The following is a 21754-nucleotide window of genomic DNA, read 5'->3' on the forward strand; positions in this document are numbered from 1 at the left end:
TCTGTACTACTTTACCAGAGCTTATCATTTCTATATATTCGCCAACAATTGTTGTAGAACTTTATATTTAGCATCAGTATAAATTTGATCAAAATCTATAATATACCACTCACCGTTGACTTTTTCCAAACCAACTGGTTTAATTGTCATTTTAAAACTATTTTGCTCTTGGATGGTCACGACAACTGCGGCATAATTACCTTGCTGAGTCACTTGTTTGATCGACAAAATATTAGAGTTTTTGATTTCTTCAACCCCTGTTTGTCCAGTCATGAACTTCAATACAGTATTAATATTATTCTTTGAGGCAGCGGACACATATAAACTTGCTTCATTCATACGATTGTTTTTTGCTGCATCAAAAAAAGTTTTTACAGTGCCTTCAGTTGTAAGTCCAGCAATACGCTGAAGTCCTGATCCTGAACTACCACACCCTGCAATCAGTAACACAATCAATAACAAACTCATGGCCACCAGACTTTTCATTTTGTTCTTTAACACTTACTACATCACCCCTCTTACTATAATTAAGAAACATAAACTTGTTATGTATTCTTTAATTATAGCAAAGAATGACTGTCTAGTCATTCTTTATCCTGACATTTAGCTCTAGTAATAATTGGTAACAACTTTCTATTTAATAATAATGATAAGGCTGGCGCATATGCCAGCCTTATCATTAGATCAATTCCAATACTATACACCTACAATATTAGGTCTACACTCTAAACTATTTGAGATATCCTTTGCACATCCATAGCAGCAGCTGTAAATTGTTGCATAGAAGCAGAAATCTCTTCACTTGCCGCTGCTTGTCGTTCACCAAGTTGGGCTGTTGATAAAATTGTATTGGTCATATCTCCGGCTTCGGACCTAATTGTTTGGAGAATAGATTTGATATCTTTAACCGCTGTTGTACTATCATCAGCCATCTTGCGAATTTCCTTGGCAACGACTGCAAAGCCGCGCCCCTGCTCTCCAGCTCTTGCAGCCTCAATGGCAGCATTTAGCCCTAAAATATTGGAGCTTGCAGCAATATCGCTGACAAATTTTAAAATCTCATCTGTCTTTACAATATCAGAAAGCACATTATTACTTATTGTTCGCAAGGAATCAAGGTCTATAGATAACTGTGTAGCCGTTGCGGCGACTTCTTGACTGGTGGCACTTATTTGCTGTGATGTGCTCGCAATTGTCTCTGCAGCCTCATGAAGCGTTTCCTGTGTAGCCAGACTTGTTCCCACAGCGATAGCACCTACTAGCTTATTATTTTCAAAAATTGGTTTAGCAATAGCTTTAACTGAATTGCCATACATTTCTTTAGGGATAACCATACTAATTTCTTTACCATTTTTTAAACACTGATCCATTGAGCCGTTCTCTTTAATCTTTTCACCCAAGCCAATTGTCATATCAAAAGTTTTCGCCGCTTGGCAATGAACAATTATTCCATCTGCATTCGAAATCCAGATAGCAGAATCAAAAGCCGATACTGATTGGTAGATAGGAGCTGCATCAATAATACTTTGTAAAATAGCCATCTGAAAGCACCTCTTTATAATCTTTTATATCTTCCCATTTATTTCTTAACCATCAATTCTATTTATAATTTAGCGCAAAATCTATCGAATTACAATTCTTTGTTAAAATTTATTTTAACAAAGAATTGTAATAAAAGCTGACGTTCCCATTTGTCTTACATTTGTCTTATTGCGATTGATTTCTTCCTATAAAGTATATATGATGATACTATAATCGAACCTTGGAGGTTTTTTATGGATATCAAACAAGCAATATTGAATAGAAGAAGCATTAGATCTTATCAGAGCAGATTAATCCCACGAAAATTGATCGAAGAATTATTGGAGTTTACAATAAAAGCTCCTTCGGGGAAAAATCGTCAGCCATGGAGATTTGTTGTCTTAGAAGAACAAAATAAAGATATGTTAGCCACAATTATGGCTGAAAAGATAGATTCTCGACAACAGCAAGACCTAGATATCGGCAGCTCTAAAATAAGTATAAACGCCATTAATCAGGCATCAGTAGTGATTTTAGTATTTAATGCCTTCTCCAAGTTTGAAAAAGATTATAACCACTATCGTTTATTAACGGATACTCAATCTATTGGAGCAGCAATTCAAACTATGATTCTAGCTGCAGAAGATTTTAACTTAGGTACTCTGTGGATCTGTGATATTTTTTATTCTGAACGTGAAATATGTTCCTGGTTACATCGCGACGATGAACTCATCGCAGCGGTAGCCATAGGTTATCCCAATCAATCACCTAGCTCACGCCCGCGCACATCATGGACAGAAATCACCGAATGGCTACGTTGAATAAGCAAAATATCTAATATCATCTGTAGACAGACTATTGAATTTAAATTCTTAATTAAGCATCTAGTGATTTATAATCAATAAACAAACTAGTCGCTATCAATCATAAGTGATAACGACTAGTTTGTTTTATCTATATAAATTCTACCTTATATTTTCGCAGCCAAGTATCAACTTGGATCAAATAGGCAAATAACTGGGGCTGACTCATGAGTTGCCCAAACCAAGGAATATTAATTGTGGTACTTTCCACTTGAGCAAGGGAACGTATTTTTTGGGCGTCAATAAGATCAAGTAGTGGAGAACTAGGATCATCTAAGATTCTCAATACCCATGTGCGCACCGCATTGAGATAGGATGGGTTATGCGTCTTAGGATAAGGGCTTTTACGTCGCCATAATACATCATCAGGCAAGACACCTGTCAGAGCATGCGTAACAATCCTTTTTCTCTGTTTTGATAGTTTTTCAAGACTATCATATTAAATGCCAATAGTCCATCTATCCCTTTTCTTATTTTTCATCGTAAAAATTAATGATTAATTCCATCTAATTCAAGAGAGGTTCCAGAGGGAATTGTTATTTTCCTCGAACCTCTTTTTCTATAAAAAAGGTCATCTCAGACATCAAGATCACGCTACAGCATTCTCTTTATTTTTTCTTTTTTCTTCTCAATGCTACTAACAAGAAAGTCCTCATAGCCTTCTTTAGGATATATTGCATTTTGTTGTAAACCCATAACGGATAAAAACATAGACGATTGAGTTATTCCAGAAATGCCCATTTTCTTCACTGTAACAGGTACCGCATCATACAAAGTGCGCAGTTGTACCAATTCATCTTTCAATTCTAAATTAGAAATTCTATCCTTCTCTGCTTCAATTTTTACAGCAATTAGCTCCTGCAATTCGTCATAATTTATTTTTTCAGTACTTGTTCCTCTACGAATGTATATATCCGCTTTTTGTAGAGATTTACTATCCGACTCACAAATCACTGGTAAATCAGAAGGCTTTACTCTAATAATTATCACTTGAAACTTTTTCCCTCGAAGCGTACCATAAACTTCATTATCATAAAAAAAGTTTAAGAGATTAATACAAGATAAAATTTTTTCAGGAAAATATTTAGAGATTTTTTTAATTAAATCTGCAGCATCAATAATATTGTCGTTTGGTATCCCTGCCGCAACTATATTATTATCTTGTTCTGAAACACCTATTACAATAGCGCCACCGCCGCTGTTTGCAATTCCAAGAATAATTTTTGCCATTTTATCAAAATCAATCCAATTTTCTTTAAAATCAACATTATTACTTTCTCCAACATTTTGTTGTAAAAAATGAGCAAATTCTTCAATTGTTGGCTCCTTAAAAAAATTCAATAAACTATCTTTTGTGATTTCCATTTATTCATCCCCAATAGTAGCAAAATTCACTATACTTCGTCATAAACTAAAATCCGACTTAATTTAACCATTATCAGATATATTCTTTATTTTTTTAAAAACTCCTCTCAAGCTCCTCATAAATCCACAGGATATTCTGATTCTCGCACTTACCAACATTTTAGGCAGCATTATCAGGAGGGCAGCTAAAAGACGAAGGGAACGAGAAGGACGGTGGCAGCGTTCGCCTTCATACACATAATAAGACACAATCACCATTCCCTATCTCTGCTATGCCTGATATGAAAAAATTCGACGTAACGAATCCGATAGGGCAAATTATTTTATATCACCCGCAGGGCATGAGCATTGATGGGCGATCATAAGCGGAACCGCAATACTGGAAGAAGGTCATTCGGCACTCCCTGCTGAATGACCTTGATTGTTTTTTTGCGTTCTTTACTTACTGTAACAAAAAAGTACCATCCCCAACTGTCCACCAAGAACTTCTTGCAGATTGGTTCCTTTTCTAAAATAATCTATTTCCCTTTATACGCTTTTCGTGATCGCAGGATATGTAAAGAATAATAAATGAATTACATTCAAACTAAAATGAGCAAAGATATAGCCTCAATCTGATTACACCTCTAGTATATCCATCCATACCCCAGTCCAGCTATAGTACCCCATATACTATACGCTATTCCGCCAGCGTAATGAGCAAATCTAAAAATCAGAGAAGTAATGACAATAGCAAGCCAATTCCCCCACGTGGAACTTTGAAACATCACAGCAAGATCTTTTTGAATAAATCCGCGAAAAAAACCTTCCTCAGCTATACATACAAAGAGTAATTTGGAATCCAAATCGGCAAACACTCTGGCAGCTTAGGATCAAAATAAACCGCCCCTGCAAGCAACGCTAAAAAAACAAGAATTGAAATGAGTTTCACGATTCTAGGAATGCTATCCTTAAGCATTTTCATCCATTCATCTCGATTTACCAGTAACGGGTGGGTTAAGCCCAGGATTAATAGACCTACCAAAGTTTTATCAAAATTAAGATATAATGTAAAAGGATGGACTCCCTTTCACAACTATAGCTTATCATATAATAATTTTCTTAAACAATAACTCGTATGCTCTCGCGTATTAACCAAAGCAATTGCATACATACATTTCCCCTCGCCATTTTCATCTAACATCGGAATAGAAACTCCTATATACATATTAGTTAAAGTTTCTCCAACGTGTAAAAACTTTGAGCGTTTACTATAATAACCCATTTTTACCCAAGTAGCGAATGCTGGATCACTAAATTCCTCCACAAAATTCATAACCCTGTTAGCTATAGAATATGTAGGTTGTCCGCATTTCTCACAATAATTTTTATCTGTTTGATCAATTGAAGCTGCACTTTCCAATGATGACATATATAAAACCGTCGCTATTTCCGTCTGCCCAGCATCTTCTCCAATACCAATCTCCAAATTACATTGGTCCTTAATTTTTCGCAAGTTGTTACTATCCCAAACTTGCGCATCTTGCTTCCTAGCTAAGTGAAATTGGTGACAACTTTTAATAAACTTTTCTACTCGTGGCGATATCTCTAAATAAGTACCTGCAATTTCATTCAAGACTGCTAAACCCTTTTGTGAGATAGTAATACACTGATTTTTGTAAGGATAACCATCCATCCAATCTAAATCTTCTGTATACAATCCATTATTTCCATTAAAATCCTTCGAATAAGAAGCAGGACTTTTTGAAATCCAGAAAGGGCAATTGGTTTCAATAGATAAAATAGCCATAATATTTTCTAAGTTAGTTAACATTTGATATCTCGCATCTTTTTCATCATACCCTGAGACCGTTAATTTCAATAAGCTTTCAATATCAGAAATTGGTTTTACCGAAAAATTATCCGCATGGTATTCGCTCAAAGGAAAAAAAGAGGCAAGCTTAATAAGAAAAACATATTGCGGAATTGGTTCTAGTGAACTTTTTGTTTCATTAACAATATTCTTGATATCTTGTCCTATTCCACTCTTTTCTTCTATATCTTTAAAGTAAATTGACTTAATTACCCCCTTCCTCTCATAGGTTATTCCAACATCCATTGTCTCTTCTCTAATATTCATGCTCCCAAAATCAATACTCCTTCTTACTCCATCTTTTGATGGTGCATAGAGCCAGGAACATTTTCCGAATTTCATACGAAAAGCAGCCCATAGAGCCCTCAGCAATTTATTAGACTGAATTTTATCAGTCATATCCACTCTAATTATCAACCCACCACCACTTTCGTATTATTTACTTATTTTATTTTGAGCCCTGCTTACAGGACATATGCTTACTTTGCCTTCAGCCCAAGAGATTTTTTTTGAGAGGACACGGGGACGAGGGGACAGGTTCATTGTCACTGTATATACATTGTTAATATTTCCCTACTTGGAACAATGATCCTGTCCCTTTGTCCCATCCTTCAAGACTATCATTTTAAATGCCAATAAAACCCCATGGTAACGTACACATAACCACCTCAATATTTAGCCAGGATACAATTGCATTTTGGCTAAATATAATTAAATCTACCAATTTCCTCAATGTCTAATCCAAATTGATATTTTTTCCTTTCTGCCTTATACAAAGTTAGCGGTGTAGACCGACATGATAAGAATCTTATTAATTGTTTAACATCCTTTTCTTTCATCGCTTCACCACATATTACACCTGTAAGTATCTGGGGATCAAATTCTATTGTATCATTTATAACATCTACATTTGATATCCTATACTCATTTTCATATTCCCAATCCTTTGATTTTGTAAAATATAAATCAGTTATTTTTTCTTTATTATTAATGTCTACAATATTTATTGGAGGATAATTTTCCTCATAAATAACTTTTCTTACAGGTGGAAAAGCAGGATTAGAATAATCAAATTCTAAACAAATTCCTGTATGGTCTTTTGCGTAATGTGACCACATTAAAATATTATCTTTTTCCTTACTAAAGCAGCATATTCCGGAATTGGTTCGCGTTTTTCCCATCACTAACTGTTCCACAAATTCCCTTCTACTGTCTTTTAATTCATCAGTATCTGCAAAATAAATTTTCTTCTTCCACTCTTCTTTTTCTTCTTGTGTTAATTTTCTTTTTGAAAGCTCAGCAATCATATCAATAGTAGCTCTAAACCATTCATCATTACTTCCTTTTAAATTAAACATTATACAAGAGTCAAATGGATCATTAAAATTTTTAGCAGAATTTAAATATAATTCATTATTCCATAATATTTTTCTTGCGTATTTGTTCCAATGACAATATTTATATAAATGTCTTGGTTTTTCATCTCCCATATTTGCCTCCATAAAAATATGAAATATAGAACGCCCTCACCAATTGCTAGAGTATCAAATCCCACCTGACAGTGCATTTTCAAGTACTAAGATTGCGTAAGTTAATTTAATCTGATAACTGGTGCAGAAACCTGAAATCCGTTCAATTTATCTGGGAGAAGATCCAAAATCATCAATAAAACCTTTTTGAAAGCCCTCTTTATTTTCAACACTAAATCTCTTTACTGTAAAACGATTAATGGTTTTTTCCACTTTGGTAGGTATATCATTATCAACAATTATAAGTTGAAAATCTTCTGAGTATTTTCGGTGAAATCTAATAAGATATTTTAAAATATTTAATCTTTTCTGAGGATCTTGAACTCCTTCGAATGCGTCTTCTTTAGTATCTGTTTTCGATAAGTATTTAGAATCTGTCTTACCCAAATACTTGCTTATGCTATCAATCATTACCAAGCTAGGTAAATATGTATTATCCTTTAAGCTATTTTTCAGCAAACTTAGATAATATCCAATAGATACTATCGTCCGTACACCACCTGACGTAAGTTCATGATAGTTACGATTTCTTAAAATTGGTAAAAATGTTTTTTCACTTACCGAGACTCCTGATCGATTACGAATTTTAACCACATCTAAGAAGTTTGATAAAATATCAGCTAACGAATTTACAATTTGAGTAGAAGTTGGCATTATTACTTTAAGTTCATCAATTTTCTCTTTTAACTTCACAATTGCTTTTTCACGGATTTGAACTTCATTATTTATTTCATCTAATTGTCTTCTAATTCGCTTAAAATATTCAATTGTATGAAGTTCCTCTGTCAAAGTTGATTTTTGGGAAACTATTAAATCTCTTTCTTGAAGGTATGGAGAAACATATTCGGAAGTTTTAATATCTAATATTTCTCTTAACTTTCTTTCCTCTTCTTGAAATTCAGCAACTCTTCTATCTATTCTAATTAGTTCGTTTCTTTGTTCACTAATTAAACTCTCTAAGCTCTTTAAACGAACACTGAAACTTTTCAACTCTAGATCTAAGTTTTCCTTTTCTGAGCTAACAAAATATTGATCTAAAGATGACAGACCAATGTTAGAATGACAAAGAGGACATGCTGATTCTTCTGCCACTGCAGATGGTATTTGAGGAAGTTTCTGCATAACATCTACAATAGCCTTTATTTTCTCAATATCGCATTGGTATTCTTTTTTAAGACATATATTCTGTTCTATATTGAAGATCAACTGTACTTTTTCATCTCCGGTTTTTTGTATCTCCTCATGAATTAGGATTATTTGCTTTCTAAGCTCATTTAAATAGCTATTATCAGAACGCATAATAGAATTAATTCGTTTTTCTTCTATTTCAAGCCTAGAGATTATCATCTTCAAATCCGATAATTTTCCATCAAGATCATCAGATGTATCAAACCTTACTTCTCTTAAAAAAGATGTTACTGTATTATATCTATTAAGGGAATCATTTTTTGCTCGTGTCTTGGCTTGAATCTCAATCTCCAAATCAGCGATCTGGGTATCAAGTATATTATGTATAAATCGGAATGTCTGCTGATTCTTAGTTGCTAGTGAATAATTTTCTCTATCTAGTAATTTTTTGTCACCGACATCATCCTGACTCATATAACAATACTTAAATATATCACGAAAACTCACTCTTGCTAGATCAGAATCATCTTTAGTTGGAGCCTTCTTTACACTAATTTTAGGTATATTTAAAGCATCTAATAAGAAATCTGAAAAATATCCAGCTGGCCCTATTTTTTTATAATTAGGACCGTATTCTAATGGGAAAAACTCATCTTTATTTTCAATACTACAAGGGTAAACTTTAATGTAATCGCTAGATTTAAATATGTCTCTTTGTATAGTATAGACCCTGGCATTAAGTAGTATTTCCAACAAGGCATATCTCCCGCAAGCTTCCAGTTCATCATAAAGATAAACTTTTGAGGCACCAAGTAAATAATCAATAAGATTTAGTATGCTAGATTTACCAGTATCAGAATCGCCATAAATAATATTTACGCCTTTATGAAATGGAACTTCGTAATTCTTATTCCAGCCAATAAGAAGTAACTTATTCACAAAAATCTTTGGTGATTTCCCCATAACTAAACTCCTTTTATGTTATGCTTTATACTCATGCGAAGTTCTGATTCGTTTTCTTTTTGCAAGGGGCGTATAGCCTCTACTATCTCTCTTACCCTAAAGAAATAATCTGAATCCAATTCTTCAACAATTTTTTGTCCGCTTTCTGTAATGATATAATAAATATCTTTTTGATTTTTGATGACCTCTATAAAGCCGTAGGCAAGCAAGACTTTCAAAACAATATCAGTTTCTTTATAATTGAATACTAAAGCTACTTCTGGATATTGTGAATCTATATTGCCTATCTCATATTCTCTAACGGTAAAACTAAAATTATTATCTAATGTATAGTAAAGCACTTGAGGATACCGAACCAGGAAATCGAATATAGCTATCTTACCTAGATTAAGAACCAACTTCCCCCTTTTGGTCCTTGATAACTTATCAATTAAGATAAGTAATCTAGCAAGACGTAGATTAATATCCGACTCAGGAAAAAGAAAAGGTAAGTTAAGCATTGCCACTCACCTTTCTTGTTCTAAATTTGTTGAGTTCCACTTCATTATGTTCTTTATTCCACCATATTTCATTACTAAGTGCATTAGACAATTGATGTAACATACCTTTCTTATGTACTTCTTCTAAAAATGTTAACGATGTCTTAATTTTTTTTTCATGCTCTTGGTTTATTCTAGTATGAACCTGGCTAAGCAATCCACTACCAGCTTCTAGCTCGTGACGAAAATGTCTTCCAAACTCCTCTCCATATAATTCTTTAATTCCTAAGTATAAATCTTCAAGTATTTTTCTGTCATTGCTACCTCTAGGTTTAAATCTTTTGATTGCATATTCTGCATAGTAAAAAGAGTTCTTCGCTTCATTCTGAAAAAATTTGTGTATATTCGCCATTTCAAGTTTTACAACGAAATTCATATCATCAAATTGTCCATCATCCCTAAAGGGTTGAATAGCTATCTTTTTTTTTTGTGATACCTCTTCTAAAAAATTAAGAATAGCTTGCTCTACAACGAAATAGAGATGGCAATCTTTTCTTTCAGGCTTTGATATCGTAAAATGATCATCATCACATGGGATTTTTTCATTATTGTATGGATCAATTGCTACAGCACTCTTTTCATTTACAATATCATCATACTTACCATAAAAGTAAATAGTTTTGGGTGTGTTTTTTACATCCCTTATCCAACTTCTATTCATAGCATCTATAATGCCACTTACGGGCTTTAACTCATATACTTGTGGATTATTAATTAATTTCGCTAAAAAATTTTCTGTCAATTCGGAACCTTGATGTGGAACTGCAAGTGAGAGAAATAACTTTACTCTTGTCATATTATGATTTTGTAAACTATTCAAAATACAAGACTTAGTTACTAATCCCCCCATACTATGTGCAACTATGATAATATTCTCATATGCTGCACATTCATAATCAACTACCGAAAGTAGTAATTCGCCAAGACTCTCGATGTCCAAATTTTTCTTTGCCTTTTTTCTTCGCTTTATTATATTCATCATTAAAGATACTACAAGATTTGATTGAACATCGTTGGATAATTTTGTAAAATAATTAAAATAAGCAATATCGAAATTTTGTTTTATCTTGGAATTTTCCAAAAGCATTTCAGGGAACGAATTGCCATAAGAATTTTTCCAAGTTGAAGAATCCCCCAAAAAACCATGTACAAATATAATTAGATTCTTTTTTCTTTTTTGACATATCCATGTAATCATTAAAGCGCCCCCGAATCAATATCAATTTACCAATTACCAATTACCAATTACCAATTACCAATAAATTCTCTTAATTTTTCAAGTTTCCTGCCCTATTTAATCAATATTTATCATTAAATTGTATTTTTACCATTTTTATATAATATTGATATCTTGATCTCATATCAAATCCTATTTATATACTGATTTCACCACTTATTAAAAATTGAATATTTTTTTGACAGAAGATGTACTTGCGTTTATTTGTGGAGATTAGTAACTCCTATCAAAGACATATAATACAAAAGAAGCCACGAAATTCGTGGCGTCATAAATATTCCGAATTTAGATGGTGGTGGCGCTCCTACCGAATCTCTGTCCACTATCATCAAAATAGTTCACAGCTTGACCTCTTATTTTTATAAGTATTAGGCGTATTTAGAAAATATACATCGTACCGTAACCCTATTTACGGTATAAAAACACCTCTAACATCTACTGTCAAGGCTTATTTTTATCCGTAATCGCGAATAATTAGCGCATATGCAAACGAACAATAATAGATCAACCAGCGACCATGTCACAAAACTGTTTAAATAGCATTAAGGCCAATGAAATAAATATTCCCACCGCAGCTAGATAACTTCCGTTTGTGACTAAACGCGCTACTCTACCATTGCCGCACGCTGATAATATCATGCTACCAGCCATTCCTACAACTCCAACGGCAAATATTGATATTACGCCATACAGATATGTGACATTTAGGGACGTTCCTTTTCTGTCAACATTTTGCCACAATACCTCGCGATATCCCTGTTGCTCGTTCAATTTGACGAATAGATAACCCTTCTTCTCTTAACTTTGTAACTATAGTATTTCGTTCTGATTTTGGCCACGAAGCTATTTGATTTGGTTCTATCCCACCAGTACATATCAAAATTTTCCGTCGTATTTCCTCTTCAGTCATATGTTTTGTTCCTGATACTTCAAAATTTTCTTCTTCAAAAATATTATGAAGACGTATCCATTCTTCCCGCCCAACCAATTCTAATGAAAAAGCAGTATCTGTTAAACTTCTACCATATAAATATTCTCTATAACTACTATAAATATAGTCCTCCATTCTTGTTACGATTCCTGCTTTCAGTGGATTTTGATGTATATAGCGTATCAATGGAATAAAATATTCATCTACGTCTACTGAGATACTCTTATAACGACTAGCAATTAATGCCCCATTACGTTGATATTTTCTATTAAAATACATCACATATTTCGTTAATAATCTTTTCATTATTATTGAAATATCAGCTATCTGCTTTTCTCTTATTAGAAGATGTACATGGTTACTCATTAAACAATAGCTATGTATTTCAAATGCCATTTCATTTTTTATATGCTGCAAGGCTTCCAGAAAATATTTAAAATCACTTTCCTCTTCAAATAGATGTTGATGATTAATACCTCGAAATACAATATGATAAAATCCTGTTGCACTCAATTCCCTTGCTTGTCTACTCATCTTCTCACCTCTAATACTCAATATATCATAATGATGTCAAAAAAGGAACGTCCCCAACTGTCATGTAGGTTATCCCAATCAATCACCTAGCTCACGCCCGCGCACATCATGGACAGAAATCACCGAATGGCTACGTTGAATAAGCAAAATATCTAATATCATCTGTAGACAGACTATTGAATTTAAATTCTTAATTAAGCATCTAGTGATTTATAATCAATAAACAAACTAGTCGCTATCAATCATAAGTGATAACGACTAGTTTGTTTTATCTATATAAATTCTACCTTATATTTTCGCAGCCAAGTATCAACTTGGATCAAATAGGCAAATAACTGGGGTTGGCTCATGAGTTGACCAAACCAAGGGATATGAGTGGTACTACTTTCCATCTCAGCAAGGTAACGTATTTTGTTCACATCAATTAGATCCAATAAAGGAGAACTTGAATCATCTAATATTCGTAATACCCATTTACGTACTGCATTGAGGTATGATGGGTTATGTGTTTTGGGATAAGGGCTTTTACGTCGCCACAATACATCATCAGGCAAGACACCTGTCAAAGCATGGCGTAACAATCCTTTTTCTCTATTTTGATAATTTTTCATATGCCATGGCACATTCCAGACATATTCAACAAGACGATGATCACAGAATGGGACTCTGACTTCCAGACCAAAAGCCATACTCATGCGATCTTTGCGATCAAGCAAAGTTGGCATCCAGCGGGTAAGACTAAGATAGAAGATTTCACGCATGCGCGCCGACTGGGCATCCTCTCCTGGTAAAGCAGGTACTTCAGCCAATGCTTCATGATAGCGATCATGAACATAGTCCTGCAGATTAATTTTTGCCTTGAAGGCAGGTGATAGCCACTCCATACGGATTTCAGGTTTTGGTGACCAAGGAAAAGCTGGGGAATTGATCATTTCTTCCCGATAAAACCAAGGATATCCCCCAAATACTTCGTCCGCACACTCACCTGATAAAGCAACAGTAGCGCCTTTTTTAATCTCCCGGCAGAATAAATATAAGGACGTGTCTACATCAGCCATTCCTGGCAAATCTCGCGAAATTGTGGCATTCGGTAAACTCCCTGCTAGATCCGGTGTATCAAGTATGACATCATGATGAACAGTACCAAAAAAATCAGAAACCCGCCGTACCCAAGGAGCATCCGCATTGGGCTGAAAATTACTGGCTTTAAAATAACGATCATTATCAAGATAATCAACAGAATACGTATTAACCGGCCCGAGTCCTTCCTTCTGATATGTATGGCAGGCAAGTGCCGTTAAAGCACTGGAATCGAGTCCTCCTGATAATAAAGTACAAACAGGTACATCAGCAACTAATTGGCGTCTTACAATATCCCCTAAAAGTTCTCTGACTGTGCTCACTGTAGTATCAAAATCATCAAGATGAGGCATACTTTGTAAAGCCCAATATTGATGTATATCAATTCCTTTATGGCTATAGACCATACTATGGCCAGCTTTTAGTTCTGAAATTCCAGAAAATACACCATGCCCTGGCGTACGCGCAGGTCCAATGATAAAAATTTCAGCAAGACCGTCCCGATCAACTTTAGGTTTAATCTTAGGATGGGCCAGCAAAGCCTTAAGCTCTGATCCAAAGATAAAGTCACTACCCGATAGTGTATAAAATAAAGGTTTAACCCCAATCCGGTCGCGAGCTAAAAATAAAATTTGCTGATCTTCATCCCAAATTGCAAAAGCAAAGATTCCATTAAACCGTTCTGCACAAGAAGTTCCCCACTCTATATAGGCTGCAAGCAACACCTCTGTATCACAATTGGTACGAAAGTTATGTCCGCGGTTTTCTAACTCCTGCCGCAGCTCAGGCGTATTATAAAGCTCACCATTATAAGTAATGACACAAGGATGATCACCTTTATATCGGATCATTGGCTGGGCGCCATTTTCTGGATCAACAACACTCAAACGACGATGACCTAAGGCTACATGATTTCCTAAATAGATTCCTGCTGCATCAGGCCCTCGATCTGCTAGGGTCTCAACCATACGCTCTAGAATCAAACCCTCATTTTCAAGGTTTCTTTCCCAATTCATCCATCCTGTAATTCCACACACAATTATCCATCTCCTTCGGAAACTCTATCCAAGGTTGTTTTACTGATCTGCATCACATGATAGTATATGAATCATAATAATATCTGACACTATTAAAAATATAATCATTGTGACTGCCATCACAGAAGTTATCTTCAGTAAGACGTACAATAGACTTAAGTTAAAACATATAAAGGACGTGTACATAATGGAAAAGAAATTTATTAAAAATATCGAGTTCAGCAAAGCTTTGGATATGGCTCATCTTGTTGAGTATCAAGAAGGAAGGGTCGTCAGCCTAACCTTAGTGCAAAACGAAAACTTAACGCTCACACTGTTTGCCTTCGCTAAAGGCGAAGCTGTTAGCACTCATTCAGCTCCTGGTGATGCCATGGTTTACATCCTAGACGGTGAAGCTGAAATAACGATTGATCAAGAAAAGTTCATTGCTCGCACTGGTCAAACCATTGTAATGCCTTCTGACATTCCTCACGGACTAGACGCGGTAGAAAACTTTAAAATGATGTTGATTTTAGTAAAAAAATAAAATGAAAAAAAGGGGCTCTGTGAAATAAAACAGAGTCCCTTTTTCTATCTTATGGCTTCTTATGTCTTTTCTAAAGAGAATTCCAATTGAATTACCTGTCGCTCATTCTTACGTCCTGTAATGAATTTGACATTCATGATTTCACGAAACACTTCTTCTGCTAATTGGTATGAACATTGAGAGAGCTCACTTTGGTAACGACCAGTCTCATCTAAGAAAAACAAACTAAAAGTAAGTCTAACTTTCTTGTCATCTTCTTGAGTTGTGATGTAAATATATAAATTTTGAATATCATGATTCTGGGATAATAACTTTAATAAGCATAGTACTGGAAATTGAATGATATCATAATTTCCCTGAATCGTACCTGTCGCAGCCTCAGTGACCTGAACTTTCCCCTGGCTATAACGTGGATCATCAGCAACCAATTGGCGTAATTTTTCTACTATATTTCCTAAAGATAAATACTCCATTTCACCTGGTACTCGCTCAGTATAATCCCTTAAAAAATTGGCTAAATATTGAGTTTCATTTTCTTTTTTCATTTCAATCGATTCTAATAATAAACTACTGATCTTTTTTATATGCTGTATTTGTTTAGCTCTCAGCATCGAACTAGCTTCCATTTTCTTCAAAACATTTTGATAAGCAGTATTACGTTTTTCCAGATTGATTTGAAGCTGAATTTCATTTTTTTTGAGTTGATAATGTTCGATTGCTCGATTAATTACATATTTAAGTTCAGATTCCATATCCCAAGGTTTTGCAATAAAATTAAAAATATCAGCCTGGTTTACAGTAGCTAAAACTTGAGAAAGTTGGGTATATCCTGACAAAACAATCTTTACGGTTTTGGGATACTTTTCTTTCACAATTTTTAAGAGCTGCAAACCATCCATCCCAGGCATCTTCATATCTGTAACAATGACACTGATCTCATTTTTTTCCATAATTTTCAAAGCTTCAGCGCCACTATTGGCAAAATATGCAGTATAATCTTCATCAATTACAGCCCGCCGTATGGAACTTAAAATATTAAGTTCATCGTCAACAAATAGTACAGTAGAAAAATCCCGCTCTTTTGTCGTTAATTCAGCCATCAACCATTCCCCCTTTGGAATCTGTCATTCATTATTACTTATCGACATTTATTTTTAAATAAATAGTGCAACTTTCCCTTGTTTAGCAGATCATTATCATGGTCATATGACTTCCTCTTGCTGTCCTTGATGAATCGGAAGTTTTATAGTAAAGGTAGTACCAGTACCAATCATACTCTGAAGAATAATCTCACCATGATGTTTATTCACAATAATATCATATGAGATACTGAGTCCCAAACCAGTTCCCTGACCGATGGGTTTGGTCGTAAAAAATGGTTCAAAAACTTTCTGCTGATTTGGTTCACTAATCCCTATACCATTATCGGCAATTTCACAATAAACAAATTCATCATCGGCGTATGTTGTAATTTTAATCAATCCAAGTTCTTCTGTGCCTTTTTGTTTAATAGCTTGGGCTCCATTGACAATAATATTCAGTAATACTTGGTTAATATAGCTACCTACGACTTCAATGACCGGAATATCACTAAAATTTTCTTCTACATTAGCCCAATATTTAATTTCATTTTTAGCAATGAGCAATGTATTCTTAATTCCAGCATTTAAATCATATTCTTGAAAATTTGAATCTTGATCAATTCTAGCGAAGGTGCGTAGTCCCGTAACAATTTTACCCACTCGCTCCAATCCTTCAGTGGATTCTTTAAATAGATCTTTGATATCTTCCAATACAAAATCAATTTTCTTTTCCCGTTCTATTTTATGGATCAAGTTTATACTTTCAGATAGGGAAGACCCATCACTATTTTCTATGATTTGTACTAAATTTCGATATTCATTGAGAACCATACTTAAACGGTCTACGTAATTTTTCAAGCTAGTAAAGTTACTTGTAATAAATCCTAGTGGATTATTAATTTCATGGGCAACCCCTGCTGCCAGTTGACCAATCCCTGCCAATTTTTCTTGTTGAATTAGTTTCATTTGTGCAGCGCGTAGCTGAGATAACATAGACTGTAATTCTTCATTTTGTGTTTTTAAAGTATCTTCCATTTTTTTACGTTCTGTAATATCACGTTCAGCATTAATAAACAGGATAGGATTTCCTTGCTCATCGAGTACTGATGAAGTCAGAATTTCACTCATAAAAGAAGAACCATTATTTTTGTATAACATACATTCTAAAGTTTGTGCCTGTTGCGTGGCAAGAACCTGAAAAAATTTGCCTTGAAGAAGTTTACGATCTTTAGGTATCACCATTGCTAAAATATTTCGTCCTAGCATTTCTTCAGGGTCATCAAATTCATGTAAACTAGCTGAATGCTGGTTCGCCATTTGAATTTGTCCACTCACATCCGTCATAATAATACCATAGGGTGTTGCCTCAACAAGACTACGGTGCATATTCTCACTTTTCCCGAGAGACTCTAGTGCCATCTTCTGCACAGTAACGTCCCGTCCGACACCCACAATGCCGGCGATCTTATTATATTCGCCATATATAGGGGATAAGGATATCTGAATATCCCTCATACCTGTTGGCAAGTTCAGTCTACACTCATACAGAATATGTTGTCCAGACAGTATCTTAGGGATAATTTTCTGTTCAAATTCTCTATAACTATCACCTAAGATTGCATCGAGTTTCTTGCTATTCATCTCTTTATCCGATAAACCAAGGTTAATCGCCCACTGACCATAAAATCCTGAACAAACGCCATCTAAGTCTAAGGTAAATACGATATCTTCCATGGAATTTACCAATGCCTTAAAACGTTCCTGGCTTCGTTGCAATTCTTGTTGGTGTTCTTTGAGTTCTGTAATATCATTAATAATGCCAACAAGACCGCCAATACTGCCCTGATCATTTAAATAAGTCTTTTTATTCATTACAAAAAGACGATTATCATTAATAATTATATTTTCCTCTACATCAACTTCCTGTTTTCTAAATAAGGCTTCATCCTGACGATGGTAAAGCTGAGCCGCATCATCAGCTGTTACTTCATAGATAGTTTTTCCGATAATTTGGTCCCGAGTCAGTCTATGAAATTTTTCAAAGGCTTGATTGCACCCTAGGTATTCACCATTTGTATTCTTAAAAAAAATTGGCTGGGGGATGGTATCAATAATTTTTTGCAAAAAATCGACTTGCTCGCTATATTGTTTTGTTATCTCAGTGCATTCGAATATGGTCTTTACCTCATTCACAGTACCACCGCCTTATCTCATTCACTTCTGAATGATCCCTCTCAATTCCATCGATAATTTTATATTTTTTCAATTCACTGTTTATTTCGATATATCTTTTTCAAAACCTGCTATATAACCTGAATTAAATATGATGCCTCCATTTTTCACTAAAATATCCATGCGTTTTTTTCATGCATTTGATATAAATTCTATATCCCATTGCTTTTTACAGATTGATTGGCTAAAATGATGTATAGCTCTTATGGGAGGTTTAAAATGATCATTCATCATCGTATTTGGGAAATTGATTTTATTCGCGGTCTTGCCATTATTCTAATGATTATCTTCCACTTCATTGTGGACTTAAAAGATTTTTATTCCTATCCTCTAGACTATTTAAGTGGCTTTTGGTATCTGGAAGGTAAACTCTCAGCTATCATTTTTATGTTAATTTGTGGTGTCAGTAGTACACTTGGAAAAAAGAGTACACGACATGGTATAAAAGTTTTTTTATGGGCTATGTTATTGACCCTAGTAACTTATCTATACAATGAAAACTATTATATCCGCTTCGGTATTTTACACTTTCTCGGTATCAGTTTACTATCTGCTCATTTTATACGCCGCTTACCAATCTATGGACTCATTATCCTAAGCTGTACAACGCTGATCATTGGCACGACATTTTCTGACCAGTACATCAGTAACCCTTATCTCTTTCCAATTGGCCTTAGAAGTAATTCTTTTATTTCAATGGACTATTACCCAATCTTCCCCTGGTATGGGGTCTTCTTATCTGGTATCATCTTAGGAAAAAGTTTGTATGGAGATAAAAAAAATTTTTCTGTCCCAAAGCTTTCTCATCACCAACCAGAAGTTGTAATTAGTTGGCTTGGTCAACATTCTCTTGCTGTCTATCTCACACATCAACCTATTTTATTGTTGTTGTTATATCTCTTTCATACTGTATACCAATGAACTCCTTTAGCTAAAGCAATACCCCGATCTTATACAACGTATAAAATCGGGGTATTATTTTATGTTATTTCAATGCTTTTACTAAATTCGTTAAGTTTTCTCTCATAATCATGATATAATTTTTGCCTTGTTTCATTTCTTCTTCTGTTAGATTTTCAACAGGATTCAATACTAACAATTCTGCACCCGTTTCCTTTGCGATCGTCTGGGCTAATTTAGGACTGGCAAGGGTTTCAAAGAATATGTATTTCACATTATGCTCACGACAAAACTTCGTAATTTCAGCCATTTTATCTGGAGTCGGCTCAGCATCAGGGGAAAGGCCCATAATACCAACCTGATTAAGTCCATAACGAGCAGCTAAATATCCAAAAGCCTCATGGCTTGTAATGATATCTTTACGCGCAATCGTCGATAAGGTTTGTTTATACTCCTGGTCAAGCTCTGATAATTGTTTATTAAACTTTTCAGCATTTTCTTTATAGTAAGCAGCATTTTTTTCATCCGCTGCGATTAATGCTGTTAGAATATTATTGACTTCTTGCTGTGCGGCTAGAGGATCAAGCCACATATGAGAATCCCCTTCGTGATCATGTTTATCCTCTTTGTGATGATCATCTTTTTTATGTTTATCCTCATCATGGTGATCGGCTAACTTCGCCACACCTTTGCTCACTTGAACTGGCACAGTCGTACCTAATACATCTTTCGTTAGCAATTTTTCAACGGGCTCAAATCCTGATCCATGATAAGCAAAGATTTTCGCATCCTTAAGACGAGTAATATCTTTTGCAGTCGGCTCCCAATCGTGAGGCTCCGCACCTGGTGGAATCAACATGACCACATCGACCTTATCTCCACCTACTTGTTTAACAAACTCATATACAGGGTATACAGTCGCAACTACTTTTATTTTGGAACCACTAGTTGATTCAGTATTTTTTACCTTATTTCCAGCACATCCAGCGAATAAAACTACAGCGAGCAGTGCAATACTGACACTCACTAAAATTTTCCACTCTTTTTTCATAATCCACGCTCCTTAATAAGAATATTATTATCTAGCAAATAATATCATATCCTCTTTACAATGTAAAGTAAGGTCTAAAAAATTCATTATTTAAATCACTCTCTTTATGCTAATGGATTTATCTCTCCCCTCTTATCTTTTCATTCCTACAGGTATATAATGAGAATAAAAGAATAAGCGGAGGTAAAGACATTGGCGATCATCAAAGCTCTTATTGAAAAACATTATGATTCAATTGTAAATTTACGACGTCATTTTCATATTCATCCCGAACTGAGTGCCCAGGAATTTAATACCCAACAGAAAATCATGGACGAACTCTTAGCTCTTGGACTTCAGCCAAAAAAAATTGCTAACACAGGTGTCATTGCTGATTTACAAGGAAAATTACCTGGCAAGACCGTAGCAATCCGCGCTGACATTGATGCCTTAGAACTTCAAGATGAATGCAATCAACCTTACCAATCACAAAATCCTGGTGTGTGTCATGCCTGTGGTCATGATGGGCATACTGCGATGCTGATTGGTGTAGCCAAAACACTCGTTGAGTTAAAAAATGAATTTTCAGGGACGATTCGTCTTTTATTTCAACCTAGTGAAGAGCGTTTCCCTGGCGGAGCGGAAATGATGATTGCAGATGGTGCATTAGTTGGCGTAGACTGCATTATTGGCACCCATCTCTGGCAAACCCTTGAAGTTGGAACCATCGGTATTACCTACGGCCCCATGATGGCTTCACCTGATGAATTTACAATCAAAATCAAAGGTCGAGGTGGACATGCCTCCATGCCACACCAGACAGTCGATGCCCTATTGGTCGGCGCACAAATCGCAGTAGCACTCAATACCATTGTCAGCCGCAATGTTGACCCAATGGAACAAGCTGTTATTTCCCTTGGTTTCTTTAAAGCCGGTGATACTTTTAATATTATTCCTGATACGGCCATCTTAAATGGTACAGTTCGTTCATTTAATGAAACAATGAGAACAGCCCTCTTTGATCGTATTGAGCAAGTCACTATGGGCCTCTGCCAAGCAGCAGGTGCTACCTTTACCTTTGATAAACATTTAGGTTTTCTACCCGTGATTAATCATCCCGACATCAGCAAAGTACTTGCTGACGCTGGTGCAGAATCACTGGGCAGCGAGAAGGTTCTTACAATCAATCCTGTAATGGGTGGCGAAGATTTCTCCCAATACTTAGAAAAAGTTCCTGGGGCATTTATGTTCGTCGGTATTGGCAATGAAAAGAAGGGGATTATTTATCCCCAGCATCATCCTAAATTTGATATGGATGAAAAAGCTCTCTTTCATGGAGTCGAAATTATGACGCGAGCAGCCCTTACACTTCTCAAATAAAAAGAACTTGACTTACGCCAAGTTC

Annotated in this window: 21 protein-coding genes; 4 read left to right on the top strand and 17 right to left on the bottom strand. The window is 35.1% G+C overall.

Annotated features, from left to right (window positions below; all coding sequences use genetic code 11):
* Window positions 1–30 precede the first annotated feature (30 nt).
* Both ACAN52_RS11315 and ACAN52_RS11320 read right to left on the bottom strand, forming a co-directional pair.
* Window positions 31–501, bottom strand: a complete 471-nt coding sequence (locus tag ACAN52_RS11315; RefSeq protein WP_378954879.1) for a hypothetical protein — start codon at window positions 499–501, stop codon at window positions 31–33.
* Window positions 502–725: 224 nt separating this feature from the next.
* Window positions 726–1541, bottom strand: a complete 816-nt coding sequence (locus ACAN52_RS11320; protein WP_378954880.1) for a methyl-accepting chemotaxis protein — start codon at window positions 1539–1541, stop codon at window positions 726–728.
* A 234-nt stretch (window positions 1542–1775) separates the two neighbouring features.
* On the opposite strand from ACAN52_RS11320, the gene ACAN52_RS11325 reads away from it, so the two are divergent.
* Window positions 1776–2342, top strand: a complete 567-nt coding sequence (locus tag ACAN52_RS11325) for a nitroreductase family protein (RefSeq protein WP_378954881.1) — start codon at window positions 1776–1778, stop codon at window positions 2340–2342.
* A gap of 133 nt (window positions 2343–2475) precedes the next feature.
* On the opposite strand, the gene ACAN52_RS11330 is transcribed toward ACAN52_RS11325, so the two are convergent.
* From ACAN52_RS11330 to asnB, 12 genes are all read right to left on the bottom strand, one after another.
* Window positions 2476–2757 (bottom strand): asparagine synthase-related protein, encoded by a 282-nt coding sequence (locus ACAN52_RS11330; RefSeq protein WP_378954882.1) that lies wholly within the window; start codon window positions 2755–2757, stop codon window positions 2476–2478.
* Between the two features lie 221 nt (window positions 2758–2978).
* Complete coding sequence (locus tag ACAN52_RS11335) at window positions 2979–3749, bottom strand: helix-turn-helix domain-containing protein (protein ID WP_378954883.1); 771 nt, start codon at window positions 3747–3749, stop codon at window positions 2979–2981.
* A 626-nt stretch (window positions 3750–4375) separates the two neighbouring features.
* Window positions 4376–4606 (bottom strand): type II CAAX prenyl endopeptidase Rce1 family protein, encoded by a 231-nt coding sequence (locus tag ACAN52_RS11340; protein WP_378954884.1) that lies wholly within the window; start codon window positions 4604–4606, stop codon window positions 4376–4378.
* Window positions 4564–4713 (bottom strand): hypothetical protein, encoded by a 150-nt coding sequence (locus tag ACAN52_RS11345; protein ID WP_378955064.1) that lies wholly within the window; start codon window positions 4711–4713, stop codon window positions 4564–4566. The genes ACAN52_RS11340 and ACAN52_RS11345 overlap by 43 nt, the downstream gene beginning before the upstream one ends.
* 111 nt (window positions 4714–4824) lie before the next feature.
* Entirely contained in the window at window positions 4825–6006 is a 1182-nt protein-coding gene (locus ACAN52_RS11350; RefSeq protein WP_378954885.1) for a hypothetical protein, read from the bottom strand.
* A gap of 296 nt (window positions 6007–6302) precedes the next feature.
* Window positions 6303–7091 carry a DUF2971 domain-containing protein gene (locus tag ACAN52_RS11355; protein ID WP_378954886.1) on the bottom strand — a complete coding sequence of 263 codons (789 nt, stop codon included), beginning with the start codon at window positions 7089–7091 and terminating at the stop codon, window positions 6303–6305.
* Window positions 7092–7238: 147 nt separating this feature from the next.
* The gene (locus tag ACAN52_RS11360; RefSeq protein WP_378954887.1) at window positions 7239–9221 is read right to left on the bottom strand and encodes a hypothetical protein; all 1983 of its coding nucleotides are present in this window, start codon (window positions 9219–9221) and stop codon (window positions 7239–7241) included.
* Between the two features lie 2 nt (window positions 9222–9223).
* Window positions 9224–9721: an ABC-three component system middle component 4 gene (locus tag ACAN52_RS11365; protein WP_378954888.1), complete on the bottom strand. Its 498-nt coding sequence runs from the start codon at window positions 9719–9721 to the stop codon at window positions 9224–9226.
* The gene (locus ACAN52_RS11370) at window positions 9714–10958 is read right to left on the bottom strand and encodes an ABC-three component system protein (protein ID WP_378954889.1); all 1245 of its coding nucleotides are present in this window, start codon (window positions 10956–10958) and stop codon (window positions 9714–9716) included. The genes ACAN52_RS11365 and ACAN52_RS11370 overlap by 8 nt, the downstream gene beginning before the upstream one ends.
* A gap of 543 nt (window positions 10959–11501) precedes the next feature.
* The gene (locus ACAN52_RS11375) at window positions 11502–11648 is read right to left on the bottom strand and encodes a hypothetical protein (protein ID WP_378954890.1); all 147 of its coding nucleotides are present in this window, start codon (window positions 11646–11648) and stop codon (window positions 11502–11504) included.
* Between the two features lie 73 nt (window positions 11649–11721).
* Window positions 11722–12462 (bottom strand): transposase, encoded by a 741-nt coding sequence (locus ACAN52_RS11380; protein ID WP_378954891.1) that lies wholly within the window; start codon window positions 12460–12462, stop codon window positions 11722–11724.
* A gap of 272 nt (window positions 12463–12734) precedes the next feature.
* A complete protein-coding gene (gene asnB, locus ACAN52_RS11385; RefSeq protein ID WP_378954892.1) occupies window positions 12735–14579 on the bottom strand; it encodes an asparagine synthase (glutamine-hydrolyzing) in 1845 nt (614 codons plus the stop codon).
* 187 nt (window positions 14580–14766) lie between these two features.
* On the opposite strand from asnB, the gene ACAN52_RS11390 reads away from it, so the two are divergent.
* Window positions 14767–15105: a cupin domain-containing protein gene (locus ACAN52_RS11390; protein WP_378954893.1), complete on the top strand. Its 339-nt coding sequence runs from the start codon at window positions 14767–14769 to the stop codon at window positions 15103–15105.
* Between the two features lie 59 nt (window positions 15106–15164).
* Here the strand turns inward: ACAN52_RS11390 and ACAN52_RS11395 are convergent, their stop codons facing one another.
* Window positions 15165–16205: a response regulator gene (locus ACAN52_RS11395; protein WP_378954894.1), complete on the bottom strand. Its 1041-nt coding sequence runs from the start codon at window positions 16203–16205 to the stop codon at window positions 15165–15167.
* Between the two features lie 102 nt (window positions 16206–16307).
* Window positions 16308–18380 (bottom strand): PAS domain S-box protein, encoded by a 2073-nt coding sequence (locus ACAN52_RS11400; RefSeq protein WP_378954895.1) that lies wholly within the window; start codon window positions 18378–18380, stop codon window positions 16308–16310.
* Between the two features lie 258 nt (window positions 18381–18638).
* Between ACAN52_RS11400 and ACAN52_RS11405 the strand changes: the two genes are divergently transcribed.
* Entirely contained in the window at window positions 18639–19340 is a 702-nt protein-coding gene (locus ACAN52_RS11405) for a heparan-alpha-glucosaminide N-acetyltransferase (protein WP_378954896.1), read from the top strand.
* Window positions 19341–19404: 64 nt separating this feature from the next.
* On the opposite strand, the gene ACAN52_RS11410 is transcribed toward ACAN52_RS11405, so the two are convergent.
* Window positions 19405–20370 carry a metal ABC transporter substrate-binding protein gene (locus tag ACAN52_RS11410; RefSeq protein WP_378954897.1) on the bottom strand — a complete coding sequence of 322 codons (966 nt, stop codon included), beginning with the start codon at window positions 20368–20370 and terminating at the stop codon, window positions 19405–19407.
* Window positions 20371–20562: 192 nt separating this feature from the next.
* Here ACAN52_RS11410 and ACAN52_RS11415 point away from each other — a divergent pair, with 192 nt between their 5' ends.
* Window positions 20563–21729 (top strand): M20 family metallopeptidase, encoded by a 1167-nt coding sequence (locus ACAN52_RS11415; RefSeq protein WP_378954898.1) that lies wholly within the window; start codon window positions 20563–20565, stop codon window positions 21727–21729.
* Window positions 21730–21754: the final 25 nt, after the last annotated feature.

This window comes from Pelosinus sp. sgz500959 (assembly GCF_042610375.1).
GTDB lineage: Bacteria > Bacillota > Negativicutes > DSM-13327 > DSM-13327 > CTSoil-075.

Bases quoted from the DNA above. Each gene is read 5' to 3' on its own strand.
- ACAN52_RS11345 (WP_378955064.1), bottom strand. From the start codon at position 4,713: ATGAAAATGCTTAAGGATAGCATTCCTAGAATCGTGAAACTCATTTCA.
- ACAN52_RS11335 (WP_378954883.1), bottom strand. From the start codon at position 3,749: ATGGAAATCACAAAAGATAGTTTATTGAATTTTTTTAAGGAGCCAACA.
- ACAN52_RS11395 (WP_378954894.1), bottom strand. From the start codon at position 16,205: ATGGCTGAATTAACGACAAAAGAGCGGGATTTTTCTACTGTACTATTT.
- ACAN52_RS11365 (WP_378954888.1), bottom strand. From the start codon at position 9,721: ATGCTTAACTTACCTTTTCTTTTTCCTGAGTCGGATATTAATCTACGT.
- ACAN52_RS11320 (WP_378954880.1), bottom strand. From the start codon at position 1,541: ATGGCTATTTTACAAAGTATTATTGATGCAGCTCCTATCTACCAATCA.
- ACAN52_RS11355 (WP_378954886.1), bottom strand. From the start codon at position 7,091: ATGGGAGATGAAAAACCAAGACATTTATATAAATATTGTCATTGGAAC.
- ACAN52_RS11370 (WP_378954889.1), bottom strand. From the start codon at position 10,958: ATGATTACATGGATATGTCAAAAAAGAAAAAAGAATCTAATTATATTT.
- ACAN52_RS11410 (WP_378954897.1), bottom strand. From the start codon at position 20,370: ATGAAAAAAGAGTGGAAAATTTTAGTGAGTGTCAGTATTGCACTGCTC.
- ACAN52_RS11325 (WP_378954881.1), top strand. From the start codon at position 1,776: ATGGATATCAAACAAGCAATATTGAATAGAAGAAGCATTAGATCTTAT.
- ACAN52_RS11360 (WP_378954887.1), bottom strand. From the start codon at position 9,221: ATGGGGAAATCACCAAAGATTTTTGTGAATAAGTTACTTCTTATTGGC.
- ACAN52_RS11405 (WP_378954896.1), top strand. From the start codon at position 18,639: ATGATCATTCATCATCGTATTTGGGAAATTGATTTTATTCGCGGTCTT.
- ACAN52_RS11375 (WP_378954890.1), bottom strand. From the start codon at position 11,648: ATGGCTGGTAGCATGATATTATCAGCGTGCGGCAATGGTAGAGTAGCG.
- ACAN52_RS11380 (WP_378954891.1), bottom strand. From the start codon at position 12,462: ATGAGTAGACAAGCAAGGGAATTGAGTGCAACAGGATTTTATCATATT.
- ACAN52_RS11390 (WP_378954893.1), top strand. From the start codon at position 14,767: ATGGAAAAGAAATTTATTAAAAATATCGAGTTCAGCAAAGCTTTGGAT.